The 16,981-nt window shown below is 66.0% G+C and carries 18 protein-coding genes; 4 read left to right on the plus strand and 14 right to left on the minus strand.

What is annotated here, in order from left to right:
* Positions 1–8: 8 nt before the first annotated feature.
* The 10 genes from AC5P6E_RS05235 to AC5P6E_RS05280 form a co-directional block, all read right to left on the minus strand.
* Positions 9–527: a GNAT family N-acetyltransferase gene (locus tag AC5P6E_RS05235; RefSeq protein WP_019337463.1), complete on the minus strand. Its 519-nt coding sequence runs from the start codon at positions 525–527 to the stop codon at positions 9–11.
* Positions 528–662: 135 nt separating this feature from the next.
* The gene (locus tag AC5P6E_RS05240; protein WP_495230739.1) at positions 663–1,196 is read right to left on the minus strand and encodes a lipocalin family protein; all 534 of its coding nucleotides are present in this window, start codon (positions 1,194–1,196) and stop codon (positions 663–665) included.
* Positions 1,197–1,204: 8 nt separating this feature from the next.
* Complete coding sequence (locus AC5P6E_RS05245; protein ID WP_019337465.1) at positions 1,205–2,278, minus strand: SAM-dependent methyltransferase; 1,074 nt, start codon at positions 2,276–2,278, stop codon at positions 1,205–1,207.
* On the minus strand, positions 2,275–3,060 hold the full coding sequence (locus tag AC5P6E_RS05250; protein WP_010485798.1) for a DUF1295 domain-containing protein: 786 nt from the start codon (positions 3,058–3,060) through the stop codon (positions 2,275–2,277). The genes AC5P6E_RS05245 and AC5P6E_RS05250 overlap by 4 nt, the downstream gene beginning before the upstream one ends.
* Positions 3,057–3,605, minus strand: a complete 549-nt coding sequence (locus AC5P6E_RS05255; protein ID WP_495230740.1) for a DUF2878 domain-containing protein — start codon at positions 3,603–3,605, stop codon at positions 3,057–3,059. Before AC5P6E_RS05255 ends, AC5P6E_RS05250 begins: the two co-directional genes overlap by 4 nt.
* Position 3,606: 1 nt before the next feature.
* Positions 3,607–4,866, minus strand: coding sequence for a class I SAM-dependent methyltransferase (locus AC5P6E_RS05260; protein WP_495230741.1), 1,260 nt, complete (start codon positions 4,864–4,866; stop codon positions 3,607–3,609).
* Complete coding sequence (locus AC5P6E_RS05265) at positions 4,863–5,630, minus strand: DUF1365 domain-containing protein (protein WP_049409823.1); 768 nt, start codon at positions 5,628–5,630, stop codon at positions 4,863–4,865. Before AC5P6E_RS05265 ends, AC5P6E_RS05260 begins: the two co-directional genes overlap by 4 nt.
* Positions 5,627–6,904, minus strand: coding sequence for an NAD(P)/FAD-dependent oxidoreductase (locus tag AC5P6E_RS05270; protein WP_227199411.1), 1,278 nt, complete (start codon positions 6,902–6,904; stop codon positions 5,627–5,629). The genes AC5P6E_RS05265 and AC5P6E_RS05270 overlap by 4 nt, the downstream gene beginning before the upstream one ends.
* Before the next feature lies 1 nt (position 6,905).
* The gene (locus AC5P6E_RS05275; RefSeq protein ID WP_262102639.1) at positions 6,906–7,856 is read right to left on the minus strand and encodes an acyl-CoA desaturase; all 951 of its coding nucleotides are present in this window, start codon (positions 7,854–7,856) and stop codon (positions 6,906–6,908) included.
* Positions 7,857–7,937: 81 nt separating this feature from the next.
* Positions 7,938–8,705: a hypothetical protein gene (locus tag AC5P6E_RS05280; protein WP_109814625.1), complete on the minus strand. Its 768-nt coding sequence runs from the start codon at positions 8,703–8,705 to the stop codon at positions 7,938–7,940.
* Positions 8,706–8,838: 133 nt separating this feature from the next.
* Here AC5P6E_RS05280 and AC5P6E_RS05285 point away from each other — a divergent pair, with 133 nt between their 5' ends.
* Genes AC5P6E_RS05285 through AC5P6E_RS05295 form a run of 3 tightly spaced genes read left to right on the plus strand, consistent with a single transcriptional unit; the run spans position 8,839 to position 10,837 of the window.
* On the plus strand, positions 8,839–9,462 hold the full coding sequence (locus AC5P6E_RS05285; RefSeq protein ID WP_019337472.1) for a sigma-70 family RNA polymerase sigma factor: 624 nt from the start codon (positions 8,839–8,841) through the stop codon (positions 9,460–9,462).
* Positions 9,459–10,133: a ChrR family anti-sigma-E factor gene (locus AC5P6E_RS05290; protein WP_019337473.1), complete on the plus strand. Its 675-nt coding sequence runs from the start codon at positions 9,459–9,461 to the stop codon at positions 10,131–10,133. The genes AC5P6E_RS05285 and AC5P6E_RS05290 overlap by 4 nt, the downstream gene beginning before the upstream one ends.
* An 11-nt stretch (positions 10,134–10,144) precedes the next feature.
* Positions 10,145–10,837 (plus strand): Rossmann-fold NAD(P)-binding domain-containing protein, encoded by a 693-nt coding sequence (locus tag AC5P6E_RS05295; protein ID WP_317614314.1) that lies wholly within the window; start codon positions 10,145–10,147, stop codon positions 10,835–10,837.
* A 2-nt stretch (positions 10,838–10,839) separates the two neighbouring features.
* Here the strand turns inward: AC5P6E_RS05295 and AC5P6E_RS05300 are convergent, their stop codons facing one another.
* The 3 genes from AC5P6E_RS05300 to AC5P6E_RS05310 are packed head-to-tail and all read right to left on the minus strand — an operon-like array spanning position 10,840 to position 15,933.
* Positions 10,840–13,239: a hybrid sensor histidine kinase/response regulator gene (locus AC5P6E_RS05300; RefSeq protein WP_043395700.1), complete on the minus strand. Its 2,400-nt coding sequence runs from the start codon at positions 13,237–13,239 to the stop codon at positions 10,840–10,842.
* A complete protein-coding gene (locus AC5P6E_RS05305) occupies positions 13,232–13,699 on the minus strand; it encodes a response regulator (RefSeq protein ID WP_010485778.1) in 468 nt (155 codons plus the stop codon). Before AC5P6E_RS05305 ends, AC5P6E_RS05300 begins: the two co-directional genes overlap by 8 nt.
* Complete coding sequence (locus AC5P6E_RS05310) at positions 13,696–15,933, minus strand: ATP-binding protein (protein ID WP_100445642.1); 2,238 nt, start codon at positions 15,931–15,933, stop codon at positions 13,696–13,698. Before AC5P6E_RS05310 ends, AC5P6E_RS05305 begins: the two co-directional genes overlap by 4 nt.
* Before the next feature lie 251 nt (positions 15,934–16,184).
* Between AC5P6E_RS05310 and AC5P6E_RS05315 the strand changes: the two genes are divergently transcribed.
* Entirely contained in the window at positions 16,185–16,478 is a 294-nt protein-coding gene (locus tag AC5P6E_RS05315) for a hypothetical protein (RefSeq protein WP_010485774.1), read from the plus strand.
* A gap of 16 nt (positions 16,479–16,494) precedes the next feature.
* Here the strand turns inward: AC5P6E_RS05315 and AC5P6E_RS05320 are convergent, their stop codons facing one another.
* Positions 16,495–16,980 (minus strand): TspO/MBR family protein, encoded by a 486-nt coding sequence (locus AC5P6E_RS05320; protein ID WP_029550759.1) that lies wholly within the window; start codon positions 16,978–16,980, stop codon positions 16,495–16,497.
* Between the last annotated feature and the right edge of the window lies 1 nt (position 16,981).

Genomic DNA, 16,981 nt, shown 5'->3' on the forward strand with positions numbered 1-16,981 from the left:
CAGGCCCTTCAGGGCACGTCGCCCCCGCTGCGCAGGTCGCGGGCCATTTCGCTGGTCGCAGCCCATCCGAGATCGGCATACAGAGGCTTCCCTTGGGCGGTAGCGTGCAGCACCGCGTAGGCCACGCCTCGCCCGGCGAACGCGTGGTCGGCCAGCTTCATCAGCTGGCGGGCGATGCCGCGACGCCGGTAGCCGGGCTCCACGTAGACATTAAGTACGTAGCCGCGCGAGTCCTGCTCTGGATGGGCGGGGTGGGGCGGCCAGTCGATCAGCATCAGGCCGATGCCTGCGATGGGTTGTCCATTGTCGGAAAGGACATGGCCGAAGTAGTCGCCCGACATCAGGCGCGGCTCCAGCCATCTACGGAACGGGGCGGCCATCTGCTGCAGGACCTCTTCGCTCCGGCCGCTTTCACGGAACATCGCTTCACGGTGGGCACAGATGAGGTCGAGATCGCACGGAAGGATCTGCCGGACGACGAAGCCATTCCAGGAGGCTGTGATGGTATTGTCCGGAGTGCTGTCCATCGATCGTGTATCCGTTCAGACCCTGCTGGCTTGCCCAGCATCGTATCTGAAGGGCGCATGGTGAAAGCACCACGTTGCAATGATTGATGATCGATTGTTGCTCCAGGACGATCCACCGGGGACGAGGGTGCGGTGTCATCGCACCGACTGCGGTACCCGCCTCAGCGTGCGGGTGTCGTAACCCATCGCCGCAATCCGCTCGACTGCCTGCTGGTAGTCTCTGTCCGACACCTGCGGGGTGCGGGCCATATACCAGACGTAATCACGCTTGCTTCGCGCCACGATGGTCTGGCGGTAGCCTTCGTCGAGCCAGGCGATCACGTACTCAGCCTGGATCGGCCAAATGAACTGCATGCCCCAGATCGCGCCATTGCCTTCCTTCTCGACACGGCCGATGGGGTGCATCGACTTCTGTGGCGCATCAAAACTGCCCTTGCGATAGGTGAAGTTGGTCTGGATGCGCCCGTCCGGCTTCAGGGCATAGCTTTCCACCGCATCGTAGGCCTCGCGCTCGGGCCAGGACGGGATATGGGCGATCACGTACCAATCGCCCATGAAGCGTGGCACATCCACCGATGGCGCACGCGGCAGTGGGCGCGTGTCGCTGGAGCTGCAGCCGGAACCGAACAGGCCGATCGCGATCAGGGGAAGCAGTGCAAACTTGCGCATGTCACACCTCAGCGGGGACGGAACAGGTAGTGGGCCACCAGCCATTGCTGGCCGTCGTCGTAGCCGAACAGCTCGGCACACGCCATCCAGAACATCCGCCAGCGTTGCCACCAGATCCGCGCAGCCGCCGGCCCATAGGTCGCCGCCAGTATCGGCATCACCCGGTCGCGTGCCGCATCCTGATTGGCCAGCCAGTGCTCGGCGGTGCGCTGGTAGTGGGTGCCGTCCAGCAACCAGCGCTGATCCAGCCGCAGGTCGCGCTGGAAATGCAGAAGGGTATCGGCGGCCGGCATCAGTCCGCCGGTGAAGAAATGGCGGCCCATCCAGTTGTCGCCACCCTCGGTTTCGAACGGGTACATCAGCGTGCGATGGGCAAAGATATGCACGAACAACGCACCGTCTGGCTTCAGCCACTGCGCGATGCGCGCCAGCAGGCGCTCGTAGTTGCGCACGTGTTCGAACATCTCGACCGACACGCAGCGGTCGAAGCGTGCCGTGGGCAGCTCAAGCTGGTTGACATCGCGGGTGATCACCTCGACGTTGCGCAGCCCCCTGGCTTCACACTGCGCCATGATGTGCTGGCGTTGGCTGTGCGAATTCGAAACGGCGGTGATGCTGGCCTGCGGGTAGCGTTCTGCCATCCACAGGGTCAGTGAGCCCCAGCCGCATCCCAGTTCGAGAATCTGCTGGCCATCGGCCAGGCCTGCGCGCTGGCCGTACAGTTCCAGCATCGCGTCCTCCGCCTGGTCCAGCGTTTCGCGCCCGGTGGGGTAGTAGCAGCTGCTGTACTTCAGTCGCTTGCCCAGGCAGGCCTGGAAAAAGGCTGCTGGCACTTCATAGTGCTGTCGGTTGGCTGCGTCGGTGTGTAATGCGAGTGGGCTGTCGGCCAGCTCGGCGATGCGCCGGCTGAAGCGCGCCGACTGGCCTTCGATGCCACCCTCGCTTTCCTCATGCAGGCGTCGCGCGCACAAGCGGCGGATGCCCGCACGCAGCGCCGCATCGGGGACCAGCCCGCGTTCGGCCCAGGCGATCAGCCCGGTTTCCGCGTCTTCGGCAGGATTCAGTGAGGGGATCGCGTTCATGCGGAATGCTCCTTGGAAGGGCGGGGGAACCAGGGAAAGAACATCGGCGTGCTGCGCTGATAGGCCTGGTAGTCGTCGCCGCGGCTGCGCAGGGCCTGCTTCTCGGTGAACGGGATGCCGCTGAGATAGCGCAGGAACACATACATCAGCACGGGGCCGAGCCAGGCCAGCCACCACAGCGGGGAGCCGACGGCCAGCAGCACGTAGGTGAACCAGTGCAGCCACTCGAAGAAGTAGTTGGGGTGGCGGGAATACCGCCAGAGTCCATCACGGCAGGTGCGGCCCTTGTTCGCCGGGTTGGCGCGGAACCGGGCCAGCTGCTGGTCGGCCAGCGATTCTCCGCCCACGCTCAGCAGCCAGACGAGCGCAGCCGCCATCACCCAGGGTGCCGTGCCTGCGGTTTGATTGGCGGCGACCGCGACGAAGGGCAGGGCAAACAGCACCACCAGCAGTGCCTGTGCCATGAAGAACCCGAAGATCTTTCCCTGGTGTCCTTGCCAGTGCTCACGAAGGTAGCGATAGCGCCCGTCCTCTTCTTCGTGCCGGACCCGGTGCCAGAGATGAAGGGCCAGGCGACCGCCCCACAGGCCACCGAGCACAGCCAGCGCCACCCGTGGTGTGACCGCACCCTCGCCCAGCAACGCCAGTAGCAGCGCGGCGGCGCCCACGCCCTTGGCCCAAAGTACGTCCACAACGCCGATGTTGTGGTGGCGGCGCTGCCAGGCCCAGCCCCAGCTCATCACCAGTACCGCGTAGAGCAGCACCCAGAGCAGGTTGATCATGATGACGCTCCGACCAGAGGTGGTTGTGGCGTGGAACGCGGACCGCCACGGGCGGCGCGGCACAGGAGGGAAAGCGCAATGGCCCAGCCTGCGCCCAGCACCAGGACGCCATGCCACATCGGGCTGTTGAACTGCACCGCATCGAATCCACGCGCGGCCGACAGGTAGGCCAGTGGCGCCAGCAGCAGGCCGAACAGAGGCGGCAGGGCAGGGTGTCGCTGAAGGAAGCGCATCGAGGTGGTCAGGGTCATGGCGAATGCCGCCCACAAGGCCATGATCCAGGGCGGCGGCGCCCATCCCAGCGGGGCAGCGGCGTAGCGCACGGTGCCGCTGGCGGCCGCAGTGGCATCGACCAGCCAGGCGCAGGCCAGCGCAAGCACCAGCAGCCGCAGGTCCAGTCGCGGATGCGCCGACGCCAGCAGCTGGCTGCCGATGTAGAGCGACGCGGCCAGCAACGCAGGCCACTGCCAGCCGCGGCCCGCGCCGGCTACCGCGCACAGCCAGACCAGCTGGTTGCCAAGCAGATTGGGCCAGAACCGGCGCATTTCAGTTGCCTTCACCCGGTGCGCCCGCGGGCCGATGGCCCGGGCGCGCCAACAACAGATGCGAGACGCCGATCGAACGCTCCAGGAAACCGCCTTCGCAGTAGGCCAGGTAGAAATCCCACAGACGGCAGAAGCGGGCATCGAACCCCTGCGCCTGCACGGCAGGCAGCTGCGCAAGGAAGCGTTGGCGCCAGGCGCGCAGGGTCAGCGCGTAGGAATGGCCGAAGTCCTGCTGGGCGATCAGCTGCAGGTCGCTGGAACGCGTCTTGGCGGCCATGATCGCGTTGATCGATGGGATGAAGCTGCCGGGGAACACATAGCGTTTGATGTAGTCGACGCTGCGCCGGGCCTGCTCGTAGCGATGATCCTCGATGGTGATGGCCTGCAGCAGGGCAACACCATCGGGCTTCAGCAGTCGCTGCAGCGTGGCCATGTAGGTGTCCAGGTATTCCGCGCCGATGGCTTCGATCATCTCGATCGATACCAGCTTGTCGAACTGGCCCTGCAGGTCGCGGTAGTCCTGCATCAGCAGCGTGACATGGTCCTGCAGGCCCGCTGCCTGCACGCGCTGGGCAGCCAGCGCGTGCTGCTCGGCGGAGATGGTGGTGGTGGTGACGTGGCAGCCGTAGTGCTGCGCGGCGTGCAGCGCAAAACCACCCCAGCCGGTGCCGATCTCCACCACGCGATCGCCCGGCTTGAGCTGGAGCTGCTGGCAGATGCGGTCCAGCTTGCGGCGCGAGGCGGACTCCAGCGATTCGGATTCGCCGGTGAACAGCGCCGACGAATACATCAGGTCAGGCGACAGGAACAGGGCGAAGAAATCGTTGCCCAGGTCGTAGTGGGCGGCGATGTTGCGCCGGCTGCCCTCACGGCTGTTGCGGTGCAGCCGGTTCCATCCGCGCAGCAGCCAGCCAGCCACACGGGCCGGGCCCTGCTCCATGCCGTCCAGCAGCTCGCGGTTGCGTACCAGCAGTTGTATCAGGGCGACCAGATCATCGCAGTGCCACTCGCCCTGGATATAGCTTTCACCTGCGCCCACACTGCCTTGGGCAGCAACCTTGCGATAGAACGCGTGGTCATTGATGGTAACAGTGACATGCAGTTCGCCACGGGCGTCGCCCAGCCAGACTTCGCCGAGTGCATCGCGCACGCATAGGCGGCCGTCGCGCAGGGGGGCAAGCTGCGCCAGCAGGCGGCGGCGCAGGAAGGCGTCCAGCGCACCGGGGCGCGGCAGGGCCACCGAAGGTGTCATCGAGTTCATCGCGGTTTCCCGGCAAGGGTGGGGTGGTCGTGTACGGGGTTGCGCTTCAGCCATAGCCGCAGTGCGTGCCAGTGGATGGCGGCCACCACCTGGGTGGTCATCAGGGGATAGCAGGCCAGAACCCGGGCCAGTCCGCGGCCATCCAGGGCACGTCGCTGCATGGCCTGGGTGGCATCGAACTGGCGCACGCCGTCGCGCCAGACCTGCATGTGCACGCGCAGGTCCTGGTCCGGGCGGTTGAACCGCCAGTCGTAGCGGCAGTCCATCGGCATGAACGGCGAGACATGGAAGCACTTGTCGAACTGCCAACGCAGTGAACTGCCTTCGTGCGTGGCGGTAGCGACCGGCAGCACATAGGTGTGTCGTTCCTTCCAGGGCGTGTTGGTGATCTCGGCGACGATGCAGTCCAGCGTGCGGCCGTCGGCCTGGTAGCAGTAGTAGAAGCTGACCGGGTTGAAGACATGCCCGGCGAAGCGGAGATGGGTGAGCAGGCGCACCGGGCCGGTCGGCCGGTAGCCGAGCGTGCCTGCAGCGTGGTCGCGCACCGCATCGGCCAGTGGTCGGGCGGGGTCGCCGAAGTAGTCGCTGCGGCGGAATTCGGCCAGATTGCGGCGATTGACCGACCACAGCCAGCGACCGACAAACACGGTCTCCAGTTCATCCAGGTCGAGCAGCAGTTGTGCAACCGGGTAACGGAACGCATGCGGATGCGGATGATGCCGGCGATGCATCACCTGCCCGATGTAGAGTGCGCTGGCACTCATGCCGCCACCTCATCCGAGGCGGATGCCAGCCGATGTGGAGCGCAGGCTTGCAGGGCATCGACCACGCGGCGGGCACTGCGGATGCCATCCTCATGGAAGCCCCAGCCCCAATAGGCGCCCGCAAACCATGTGTGGCGGCGGCCCTGCAGTTCCGCCCAGCGCTGCTGTGCGCGCACTGCAGCGTGGTCGTGTACCGGGTGCGCGTAATGCAGGGTCCGCAGCACCTTGGCCGGATCGATCGCCTCTCTGCGGTTGAGGGTCACTACCAGGGGGATGTCGCCCGGCAGGCCCTGCAGCAGGTTCATGCAGTAGCTGACCGTGCAGGGCGCCGCGCGATCCTGTGGCACGTGCGCGTTCCAGGCCGCCCACGCTTTGCGGTTGCGCGGCAGCAATGACGCATCGGTATGCAGTACCGCCTCGTTGGACTGATAGCGGATGGCGCCGAGGACCTCTCGCTCGATGGGATCTGCGTCGGCAAGCAACGCCAGTGCCTGGTCGCTGTGGCAGGCCAGGATCACTTCGTCGAAGGCCTCCACGCCGGCGCTGCTGTGCACGCGTGCACCCCAGGGCATGCGTTCGACCCTGCTGACCGGGCATTGCAGCCGCTCATGCACACGCCAGCGGCGACGCAGCGCATCCACGTAGCGCGTCGATCCCCCGCTGACCACCCGCCAGCTTGGCCGCCCGGTCATCTGCAGCATCTGGTGATTGGCCATGAACTGGGCCAGGTAGCGCGCCGGGAACGCCTGCACGGTAGCGGTCGGCGAGGACCACAGCGCCGAGGCCATCGGCAGCAGGTGCTCGTCGATGAACGCCTCGCCATAGCGCTGGCTGCGCAGGTACTCGCCAAGCGTGGGACCGTCTTCTTCGGCCAGCAGCAACGGCGCGTCGCGATAGAACCGGCGCAGGTCGGCCAGCATGCCCCAGAAGCGCGGCGATACCAGATTGCGGCGCTGGCAGAACAGCCCATCCAGCGAGGTGGCGTTGTACTCCACACCGCTGCGCTCACTGTGCATGGAGAAACTCATCGTGGTCGGTTGCGAGGCCACGCCCAACTCGTCGAACAGCGCCGTCAGCAAGGGATAGTGCTGGGGGTTGAAGACGATGAAACCGGTATCCACCGCCATGCCTCTGCCCGCCACCTGCACGTCGTGGGTATGGGTGTGCCCGCCGAGGTAATCGTTGGCCTCGAACAGCGTGACGTCGTGCTGGCCATCCAGCCACCAGGCACTGGCCAGCCCCGCGATACCCGAGCCGATGACCGCGATGCGCATCTCAGTACCTCGCCTTGGCCAGAACCCACTCGGGGATGGGCTTGAGCCCTTTGACCAGGCCCAGCGCCGCCATCGCGCGCAGCCCATACCAGGTCAGGTCCACTTCCCACCAGCGGAAGCCCTGGCGCACAGTGCCGGGAAAGAAATGATGGTTGTTGTGCCAGCCCTCACCGAAGGTGAGCAGCGCCAGCCACAGGTTGTTGCGGCTGTCGTCGCGGGTCTCGAAGCGGCGGCGGCCAAAGCGGTGCGCCAGCGAATTGATGGTGACGGTGGCATGGAACAGCACGATGGTGGAAATGAAGAAGCCCCAGACCAGCAACTGCGGTCCCGAGGTGTGCAGGCCAGGCGCCCAGTGCTCCAGGGCGGCGCCCAGTGCGTACAGCGCTGCGGCCAGCACGACCGGCACTGCGGTATCGAAGCGGTCGAGCCAGCGCAGCTCGGGGAAGCGTGCCAGGTCAGGTACCCGCGACAGATCCGTGGCGAAGGCTTCGCGGGTCAGGAACCAGCCCATGTGGCTGCGCCAGAATCCGCCTTCGCGCGGCGAGTGCGGATCCAATGGCTGGTCGGCGTGACGATGGTGGTGGCGATGATGGGCAGCCCACCACAGCGGACCGCGCTGCACGCTGGAGGCGCCGATGACTGCGAACACGAACTGCACCGGACGCGATGCCTGGAAGGTGCGGTGCGAGAAGTAGCGGTGATAGAACGCCGTGATGGCGAACATGCGCACTGCGTAAAGCGCGGTGGCCATGACGACCGCCGTCCATGACACGCCTACCCAGATCACCGCGATGCAGGCCAGGTGCATCAGTGCAAAGGGTACCGCGCGCATCCAGTCGATGCGTCCTGGCTGTTCGCCGGTGGTCTCTGTGGCGTTGCTGGTATCGACCCACCGCTGCAACGTACGCAGCAGGCGCCAGCGTCGACGGGGGAGGGGCGCTACAGAGGCCATGGCGGATCTCGGCGGGTGTCTTGGCTATCTGTACGCAGCAGAGCGTGCAGTGGATGCGACGCGACGCGGAAAATTTCGCCTTCACCCGGGCGTCACGGTGCAGCCGTCAACCAAGGGCTGGGTCCATACCCGCTGCCAGTCGCTTGCCGGGCGTTCGGCAGCTGGCGAGCTGAAGCGCACCGTCACCTGCGGGTAGCTGCCGCGGGCATCACGCAGGTTGCTGGTGCCGCGGAATTCCAGCAAGCGACGGTCGGCGTTGGCATAGACCAGTGACAGGCGGGGCGCGACGCCGCCGTACCAGGTGTCCAGACTGACGCCGATCGATTGGCCATCGATACCCTGCCAACGTACCGGACCGATGCGCCGCACCTGCACCGGGAAATAGCGCTGCCGTCCCGGCACCAGGAAGGGCAGGCTGATGCGTTCGCCGCGCAGCAGCGCCGGCCAGTGCGCGCGCACCGCGGCGTCGAACCCTGCATCTATCACCGCGTCCGGTGGCAGTTCAAGCTGGCGCCGCCGCAGCTCGCTGGCGGCATCCTCCTTCCAGGCAATCGACACCGAGTCGCCAGTGGCATCGACTACAGCAGCCTGGCCGCTGCGGCGGTCTTCCAGCGAGTAACCCCGTGCCTGCGGGCGGGCACTGGCGGGCAGATGCTTGCGGGCGAAGGGTTGGCCATCCGGGCACTGGTACAGCACCCAGCGCTCGGCTCCCTCCGTTGCCTCTCGCCGCCAGTGCACTTCACGGTAGAGGATGTCGCCCTGCGCGGAGGTGGCCACGCCCTCGCTTCGCAGCCAGGGTGCCGCCAGCGCGGCGTGAGGCAGGCACAGCAGCAGCCAGGCAGTGCGCATTGGTCGTGATCCGGAAGGGAGGGCTCAGGGCGTACGGCAGCGGCGGCCGGTTGGATGCACAGCGCCGGCTGCATCCAATTGCTGCCCCTGCGCGTACAGAGGACAGACCTTCACCCGCCCGCTGCGAACCCAGATGTACCCTGACGCCGCCAGCACACTCCTCAACTTCGATAGCGCACGCACCGTGTCCAGTTCCCAGCAGCCGAGCAGCGAGCCGACGAACTGGGCCGGTGACATGGACGGCGTGGCGCGCCTGCGCGACCGCGACTGTTTCATGCGGATCTACGACTACTTCATGCCGCGATTGTGCGTGTACCTGCGCGGCCTGGGTGCACCGGATGCGGTTGCCGAGGAACTGGCGCAGGAATGCCTGCTGCGCCTGTGGCTGCGAGCGGCCGACTACGATGCGGCCCAGGGCGCGCTGAGTACGTGGCTGTACCGGATTGCGCGGAACCTGCATATCGATCGCATCCGTCGCGAGCGAAGCTGGATGCAGGTGCAGTCAGCGGTGGAGGATGCTGCCACACTTGACGTGATCGAGCGCAGCAGCGCCGAGCAGTTCGCAGACCAGGCACGGCTGCGCCAGCGCATCAACGAGTTGCCCGCGGTGCAGGCGCGGCTGGTGCGGATGTCCTATTTCGAGGCCAAGAGCCACAGCGAGATCTCAGAGGCGCTGGGCATGCCGCTGGGGACGGTCAAATCACACCTGCGCCGCGCGTTTCTGCAACTACAGGCCAAAGTGGGAGGTGCGTCGTGAACCCGCATCACCACTTGCACGAATCCACCCTGATGAGCTATGCCGCCGGCGCGCTGCCGGCGCCATTGAGCATCGTGGCCGGTGCTCATCTGGAGCAGTGCCCGCATTGCCGTCACCGCCTGCGCGACGCAGAGGCGATCGGCTCGGTGCTGCTGGAGCAGACCCAGCCACCCGCAGCCGACACGCGACGCGAACAGCTGCGTGAGGCGATGCTGATGCAACTGGCCGCGGAAGCGCCGATGGCCATGGCTGGGGTCGCACGCCCCGTGCCGAAGGAGCGGCCCGAGGCCGATCCGGACCATCTTCCTGCTTCGCTTCACCCGTATTTCGGTGCGTCGCTCAGTGGCCTGCGCTGGCGCTGGATGGCGCCGGGTGTGCACTGCATCCGTGCAGAGCAGATGCCTTCGCTGATAATGCTGAAGATCGCCCCGGGCAAGTGCCTGCCGATGCACAGCCACGGCCGCAGCGAGCTGACCCAGATCCTGCGGGGCTCGTACAACGATGCGCTGGGGCTGTTCGCGCCCGGCGACGTGGCGGATCTGGATGAAGACGTGGAGCATCAGCCGGTGACTGCGCCCGGGGTTCCCTGTATCTGCGTGTCCGCGTTGGATGCGCCGTTGGTGTTCAGTGGCTGGCTGGCGCGGAAGATCCAGCGTTTCGTGAAACTCTAGCGGGGGCGACGATGGTCGGGACGGGCGCATTACGGATTCTGTTGACCGGTGCCGCAGGCCTGGTCGGGCAGGGTGTGGCGTTGGCTTGCCAACGCTCACCACATGTGTCCCGCCTGACAGCGCTGGTCCGCCACCCGGGAAGTCTGAGCGGAGCCGGCAGCGAACTGATCGTTCCGGACTTCCTGCGTATCCAGGGGCGGTTGGAAGAACTGGCCGGATTCGATGCCTGCTTCTATTGCGCCGGCGCACCACCGGTCGGCACCACTGAGGCCGAATACCGGCGCGTGACCTTGGACACGACATTGGCGGTGGCCCGTGCCTGGGCGGCTGCGAATCCCGAAGGGTTTTTTTTGTATGTATCCGGTGCCGGTGCGGACCCTCGGAGCCGGCTGATGCCGTTGAGGATCAAGGGCGAGACCGAGGTCGCATTGCAGGCCCAGCCGGTGCGTACCGTGATGCTGCGCCCGGGCGGCGTGCGGCCGGTATCGGGAACCGGCACGCGCCACGCGGTGCTCAAGCCCTTGTACTGGGGTGGCGCGCCGTTGATGAAACTGGCTGGCGCACTCGTCCCTTCACTGGTCACCAGCAATCTGGCGGTGGGCCAGGCGATGATCGCACTGGCCGGAAGAGAGCATCCGCCTGCGACGGTGGAGTGCGCGGACATCAACCGGATCGCGGCAGGCATGCGTGATCCGGCCGCGTGAGCTCAGTGCGCGGCAGCGTCCAGCGCGGTGCGTACCGCCTGCGCAAGGTCACTGCGGGTAAACGGCTTCGGCAGCAGCGCTGGGAACCGCCCCTGACTGCCCACCGCTTCGTGGTCGCGTGGATAGCCCGATGTGAAAAGCACGGCAATTTCTGGCCAGCGCTCGCGGACCTCGCGGACCAGCTCCCAGCCCGACATGCCGGGCATCACCACGTCGGAGAACAGCAGGTCGACCCTGGTGTCCGGCCGCTCCAGCAACCGCAGTGCGGATGGTCCGTCATGCGCTTCCAGTACGCGGTAGCCCAGCAGGCGCAGTGAATCAACCGTGTGCGCGCGCACATCGTCGTTGTCCTCGGCCACCAGGACGGTTTCCTCGCGCGGCGCGTAACCGGCCAGGCCAACCTGCGGCGCACGTGCTTCGCAGGGCAGGGCCAGCGGTGAGCGCGGGAACATCATGGTGATACTGGTGCCGCCGCCTTCCACCGAATCGATCAGCACGTGGCCGCCGGACTGCTTGACGAAGCCATGCACCATCGACAGACCAAGCCCGGTGCCGCGGCCGACCTGCTTGGTAGTGAAGAACGGTTCGAACACGCGCGCCAGGGTAGCCGCGTCCATGCCGTGGCCGTTGTCGCGCACCCGCAGCATCACGTACTCGCCCGGCGTTGCATCCGGGAACAGGGCGGCGTAATCGTGGTCGAGGTGGCTGTTGTCGACCTCGATCACCAGCCGGCCGCCATGTGGCATCGCATCGCGGGCATTGACCGCCAGGTTCAGTACGGAGGCCTCCAGCTGGCTGACGTCGATCTCCACGCACCAGATGTCCTGCGCGCTGCGGATCTCCAGCTGCACCAGCTCACCCAGCGCACGCTGCAGCATGTCGTGCATGTCCAGCAGGCGCTCGTTGAGGTTGGCGGCCTGGCTGTGCAGCGGCTGGCGTCGGGCAAAGGCCAGCAGGCGCTGGGTCAGGCTGGCGGCACGGCCCACGCCCTTCAGCGCATTGTCCAGCGCACGGCTGACCATCGCACCGGGTTCGCCTGCGCGCTCGTTGAGCAGCATGGCGTGCTCAACGTTGCCGGAAATGACCGTAAGGATGTTGTTGAAATCATGCGCGATGCCGCCGGTGAGCTGGCCGACCGCCTCGATCTTCTGTGACTGGCGCAGCGCATGTTCAGCCTGCAGCCGCGCGGTGGTTTCCACCGCCTCGGAAACCACGGCTGTGACCACGCCTTCGGTATCCAGCAGCGGACGGAACGAGAAATCGAAGCTGCGCCGGCCGGTCGGGAGCTCCAGCTCCAGTGCATGCAACGAACTCCGGCCCTGTACGGCTGCGGCGACGGCCCGGTCGATCAGCGCGCCGATGCCATCGGTTGTGCCGAACCAGATCGATTCGCCAAAGCGCTGGCCAATGACGTCCCCCTTGTCTGCCAGCACCGCGGCCAGTGACGCGTCATTGGCATCAACCACGCGTCCGGACAGATCCAGCAGCACCTGATGCTGGAAGCTGGATTCGAAGATCGCCTGCAGGCGCCGCTTGCTGGCCCTCAGTTCGGTGGTGCGCGCCTGCACCTGTCGTTCGAGTACCTGGTTGTCCTCGCGCAGCGCCAGTTCGGCCTTCTTCAACAGTGAAACATCGCTGCCCATGCAGATGTAGCCGACCACGCTGCCATCGGCGGCTTGCTCAGGCACGCAGTCCATCTGCACGAACCGTGATTCGCCGCTGCGGTGGATCAGTTCGACCTGGAAGCTGGTGCGTTCGCCCCGCAATACCCGCTCCAGGCTGGGCAGGGCGTGCTCGAAGGCAGAAGTCCCGCTGACATCCCGTGCCGCGCGCCCCAACAGTTCTGCAAGGCTGAATCCGTGCCAGTCCAGAAACGCCTTGTTGGCAAACCGGTAGCGATGGTCCTTGTCCAACTGGGCGATCAGCGCCGGGACGGCATCGGTTACCTGCTGCAGCTGGGCCTGGCTTTCGTTCAGCGCGGCCTGCGCATTGGCCAGCTGGGTACGCTCGTGCGCCTCCTGGCGGGCGCGGCGGATCGCATCGGGCAAGCGTTGCAGGCGTTGCTTCACCACGTAGTCGCGCGCACCGCGCGTGAGTGCCTGTACCGCCAGTTCCTCGGTCAGCGTGCCGGAAACAAAGATGAAAGGCGTCTGCGGCACGCGTTCGCGTGCCAAGGCAAGTGCTGCGTCACCATCGAAGCCTGGCAGGACATGATCGGCGAGGATCACGTCAAACGCACGGTTGTCGATGGCCTCGATGAACGCATTGCGGGTCCACAGGCGCTCGGCCTCGAAGTCGAGGCCGGCGCGCTGCAACTGTGCGCTGATCAGCTCCGCATCAAGCGCGCTGTCCTCCAGCATGAGGATGCGCAGGCGCTCGCTGCGGCGCGATCCATCACGCATTGTGCTGCCCCGAGCCGTTGGGCCGATGCGGCGGCGGCTGGTTGGTGATGCCCCAGAACATGCCCAGCCCCTGGATGGCGTCGAAGAACTCCTTGAAGTCGACCGGCTTGACCACGAATGCGTTGACGCCCAGTTCGTAACTGCGAACCAGGTCCTGCTCTTCACGCGAAGAGGTCAGCATCACCACCGGCGTGCTGCTCAGATCCGGGTCGCTACGCACCTGTTCCAGCACCTCCAGGCCGTTGACCTTGGGCAGCTTCAGGTCCAGCAGCACCACCACCGGGCCGCCGTGCATGGCGCCGGCAAACTTGCCTTCGCAGCGCAGGTAGTCCAGCGCTTCGGCGCCGTCGCGTACATGGATGACATCGTTCAGCAGCTGGCAGCGCGACAATGCGGCCAGAGTCAGCTCTGCATCCTTGGGGCTGTCCTCAACCAGGAGGATCGGCCGCAGGTCCCTCATGGGTGATCTCCTGTGGAACGGGGTAGGGTGAAGTGAATGGTGGCGCCCTTGCCGGGCTCGCCCTCGGCCCAGGTACGGCCGCCATGGCGGCTGATGATGCGGCGTACATTGGCCAGGCCGATGCCCGTGCCTTCGAACTCTTCGACGTGATGCAGGCGTTGGAACACGCCGAACAGCTTGTCCACGTAGCGCATGTCGAAGCCGCAGCCGTTGTCGCGCACGAAGAAGTGGTCTTCGTCGTCGCTGCGTTCGTGACCGACCTCGATAACAGCCTGGTCGCGCTCGCGGGTGAACTTGATCGCGTTGGCCAGCAGGTTCTGCCAGACCAGGCGCAGCATCGTCGGATCGGCTTCGACCTCCGGCAGCGGTGCGAGCGTCCACTGTACGTCGCGGCCGGCGTAGTCCAGGGCCAGGCTCCGGCGCACATCCTCGGCCAGCGCGGTCATGTCCATCCGCACACGCCCCAGGGTGGAGCGCCCCATCTGCGAGAAGCTGAGCAGGTCATCCACCAGTGTTCCGGCGGACTTGGCCGATTCCACGATCGTGTCCAGGAAGCGGCGCTCGGTATCGTTCAGGCGCTCGCCCGCCGAGCTGCCCAGCAGTTCGGAATAGCCGACAATGTGACGGAACGGAGCGCGCAGGTCGTGGCTGACCGAGTAGGAGAAGGCTTCCAGTTCCTTGTTGCTGCGGAGCAGCTGCTCGTTCAGTTCGGCCATTTCCTCGGCCTTGCGCAACACGATATCGACGATGGCCGTGCGCATCTCGTGTGCTGCGTCGCAGTCAGCATCGCTCCACGGCAGGCTGCGCTGCTGCACGGTCTCCTTCCAGGCCTCGAACGAGTTGCGCGGAGACAGCGCCACGCCCGGTGCTGCTTCCTTGCGGGGATCGCCACCCCAGCGCACGGTGCGCACCACTTCCGGGCGGAACCACATCAGGTAACTGTCATGCAGCTGCGAAATGGACACCGCCAGCAGGCCGCTGGCGACGTCGGCCAGGTGCGCGGCAGGCGACCAGTCGGCTGCCAGGTGATCGGTGCAGTAGGTTTCCTGGCCGGCCTGCTGCGTGGCCAGCCAATTCGCCAGGGCCAGCACGTCGCTGGCAGAAGGGCACTGGCCGACACGCAGGCAATCGCCCTTGTGCACGATCACCGCGCCGGCCGCGCCAGTCAGCGAAAGCAGGCTGGCCTCGTCGTCGCGCAGTGCGGCCATGAAGTCCTCATCACCGGCCATGCGTGCCAGCAGCTTGACCAGCACAGAACGCCGGGCCACGCGCTCTTCGATCGCACGCGCACGCTCCTTCAACGCAATCTGCAGCGACAGGATCTGGCCCATGAACTCGCAGGCAGTACGCACGTGGTACGGCAGGCGGCGCGGCTGCACGGTGTGACAGGACACCAGGCCCCACAGCCGGCCTTCATGCACCAACGATACCGACATCGACGCACCAGTTCCCATGTTGCGCATGTAGTGCAGGTGTACGGGCGAGACGCTGCGCAGCACGGCCAGGCTCAGGTCGGTGGGCGGCGCGTCGCGATGGTCCTCGGCCCGCATCAGCGGGGCAGGGGTGTAGTTGTTGTCCGCAATCAGGCGGACCCGGTTGCGCCGATATAGTTCGCGGGCCTGCGCGGGAATGTCCGACTCAGGGAAGCGCAGGTCCAGGTAGGACGGCAACAGGCCGTTGCCATCCTCAGCCACCACGATGCCGTTCCAGCCGGCATCGAACTGATAGACCAGGGTGCGGTCAAAGCCGGTGAGCCGCCGCATGTGCGCGGCCGCAAGCCTGCACAGGTCTTCCACGGTCGCCGCCGATTCAATGCCGGTCATCAGCTCGCGGATGGCCGGATACAGTTCTTCCAGTGAGCCCGGTTGGCCGGGAACCGGTGCTTCCAGTTCGACCAGCAGATCGTTGGCGGAACGGTGCACCAGCAACTGATGCCGGCCGAGGCCATCCAGATGCACGGCACCGACATGGGCACTGCTGCCGATCACGGCCTGCTGGAACAGGCCCTGGAACGGCGCCAGCACGCCGCCAAACACCTCGCTGACATGCTGCGTCAACGGTTCGCCGAACTGCTGCAGCAGGCCGGGATGGCTGATGGCGCGCTCGCGCACCTGCAGGGACTGCGGTTCAACGACCAGGAGCACACCATAGGGCTGGATCGCGCCGGGGGTGTGGATCGGTTCGCGCGCGCAACTGGACAAGGCAGTGTCGTGCGCGGACTCAGCAGAAGGCATCAAGGGCGGGACTCATCATTCGTGGATGGCTGGAAAGGCCCAGTGGTACATCCGGTACCCCTCAATGGTGAAGCAAAATCATGCATTCGCCTACCAGTGTATGCGTGTGAAGCGTGCTTCTGTCCAAGCTGAATTCTTCATGTGGGGACGAGGTCGAGCACTTGCAGTTTTCGCGAAGAATACATCTCCGCTGCACATCAGCTCGACAGGTCATTGCCTAGAGTGGATCCACTTCCCTGAGCGACCGCCCCGTGAACCTGCAGCCCGCGCCCCTGTCCCCGTACCGCATGCTGGCTGACAGCTGCCAGTTTGAACTGCTGGATGTGGATGCGCTGCAGGACCCGGCCAGTGGCCGGCTGCTGCACCTGTATTCGCTGGTTGCCCGCTGCCTGTCCTGCGAGACGATCTTCAAGGCGGAAGAAGGGCGGGGCCTGGTCAGCCATACTGCTGCACGGGTGGTGCGGTGCCCCACCGGCTGCGGCCAGCAGGCATTCAAGCCGGCCCTGCTGCGGACCTGGCGCCCGCAGGCCATTGCCCAGGCGTGAGCGGCAGGCGACCTTGTCACAGCAGTCCGGGATTGGCTCGCCATACCGCAAAGTTTAGCGCCGAGGCGAACGAAATCCAGGCCAGGTAAGGAAGCAGCAGCACCCCCGCAATCGGGCGGGTGCGCGCGAACGTCACGATCGTCGCGCACACCAGCACAATCAATACAAGAATGTCGGCGAAGGCAAGCGCGCCCAGCCTCCAGCCGAAGAAGAGCCAGCTCCACAGTGCGTTGACGGCCAGCTGCACCAGATAGAGCACCAGCGCGGGTCGTGCCCCACGCCAGCCACGTTCGCGCCAGGCCAGCCACGCGGCAATCGCCATCATGGCGTAAAGCAGCGTCCACACCGGGCCAAAGACGCTGGCCGGTGGTGCCCACCCGGGGAGGGCAAGGGTGGCGTAGAAGGTGGCCGCCGATGTGGATGCCCACGCGCCCAGGGCGGCCGCCGCGAAGGTGATCGTCACCCATCCCAGAAGACCGGAAATCTGTGAACTCCGCTTCATA

This window comes from Stenotrophomonas sp. YJH_SMC_16 (genome assembly GCF_059367875.1).

What these genes read in the sequence shown, in the direction of transcription:
- AC5P6E_RS05235 (WP_019337463.1), bottom strand. Translation starts at nt 527, where the DNA reads ATGGACAGCACTCCGGACAATACCATCACAGCCTCCTGGAATGGCTTC.
- AC5P6E_RS05240 (WP_495230739.1), bottom strand. Translation starts at nt 1,196, where the DNA reads ATGCGCAAGTTTGCACTGCTTCCCCTGATCGCGATCGGCCTGTTCGGT.
- AC5P6E_RS05245 (WP_019337465.1), bottom strand. Translation starts at nt 2,278, where the DNA reads ATGAACGCGATCCCCTCACTGAATCCTGCCGAAGACGCGGAAACCGGG.
- AC5P6E_RS05250 (WP_010485798.1), bottom strand. Translation starts at nt 3,060, where the DNA reads ATGATCAACCTGCTCTGGGTGCTGCTCTACGCGGTACTGGTGATGAGC.
- AC5P6E_RS05255 (WP_495230740.1), bottom strand. Translation starts at nt 3,605, where the DNA reads ATGCGCCGGTTCTGGCCCAATCTGCTTGGCAACCAGCTGGTCTGGCTG.
- AC5P6E_RS05260 (WP_495230741.1), bottom strand. Translation starts at nt 4,866, where the DNA reads ATGAACTCGATGACACCTTCGGTGGCCCTGCCGCGCCCCGGTGCGCTG.
- AC5P6E_RS05265 (WP_049409823.1), bottom strand. Translation starts at nt 5,630, where the DNA reads ATGAGTGCCAGCGCACTCTACATCGGGCAGGTGATGCATCGCCGGCAT.
- AC5P6E_RS05270 (WP_227199411.1), bottom strand. Translation starts at nt 6,904, where the DNA reads ATGCGCATCGCGGTCATCGGCTCGGGTATCGCGGGGCTGGCCAGTGCC.
- AC5P6E_RS05275 (WP_262102639.1), bottom strand. Translation starts at nt 7,856, where the DNA reads ATGGCCTCTGTAGCGCCCCTCCCCCGTCGACGCTGGCGCCTGCTGCGT.
- AC5P6E_RS05280 (WP_109814625.1), bottom strand. Translation starts at nt 8,705, where the DNA reads ATGCGCACTGCCTGGCTGCTGCTGTGCCTGCCTCACGCCGCGCTGGCG.
- AC5P6E_RS05285 (WP_019337472.1), top strand. Translation starts at nt 8,839, where the DNA reads ATGTACCCTGACGCCGCCAGCACACTCCTCAACTTCGATAGCGCACGC.
- AC5P6E_RS05295 (WP_317614314.1), top strand. Translation starts at nt 10,145, where the DNA reads ATGGTCGGGACGGGCGCATTACGGATTCTGTTGACCGGTGCCGCAGGC.
- AC5P6E_RS05300 (WP_043395700.1), bottom strand. Translation starts at nt 13,239, where the DNA reads ATGCGTGATGGATCGCGCCGCAGCGAGCGCCTGCGCATCCTCATGCTG.
- AC5P6E_RS05305 (WP_010485778.1), bottom strand. Translation starts at nt 13,699, where the DNA reads ATGAGGGACCTGCGGCCGATCCTCCTGGTTGAGGACAGCCCCAAGGAT.
- AC5P6E_RS05310 (WP_100445642.1), bottom strand. Translation starts at nt 15,933, where the DNA reads ATGCCTTCTGCTGAGTCCGCGCACGACACTGCCTTGTCCAGTTGCGCG.
- AC5P6E_RS05320 (WP_029550759.1), bottom strand. Translation starts at nt 16,980, where the DNA reads ATGAAGCGGAGTTCACAGATTTCCGGTCTTCTGGGATGGGTGACGATC.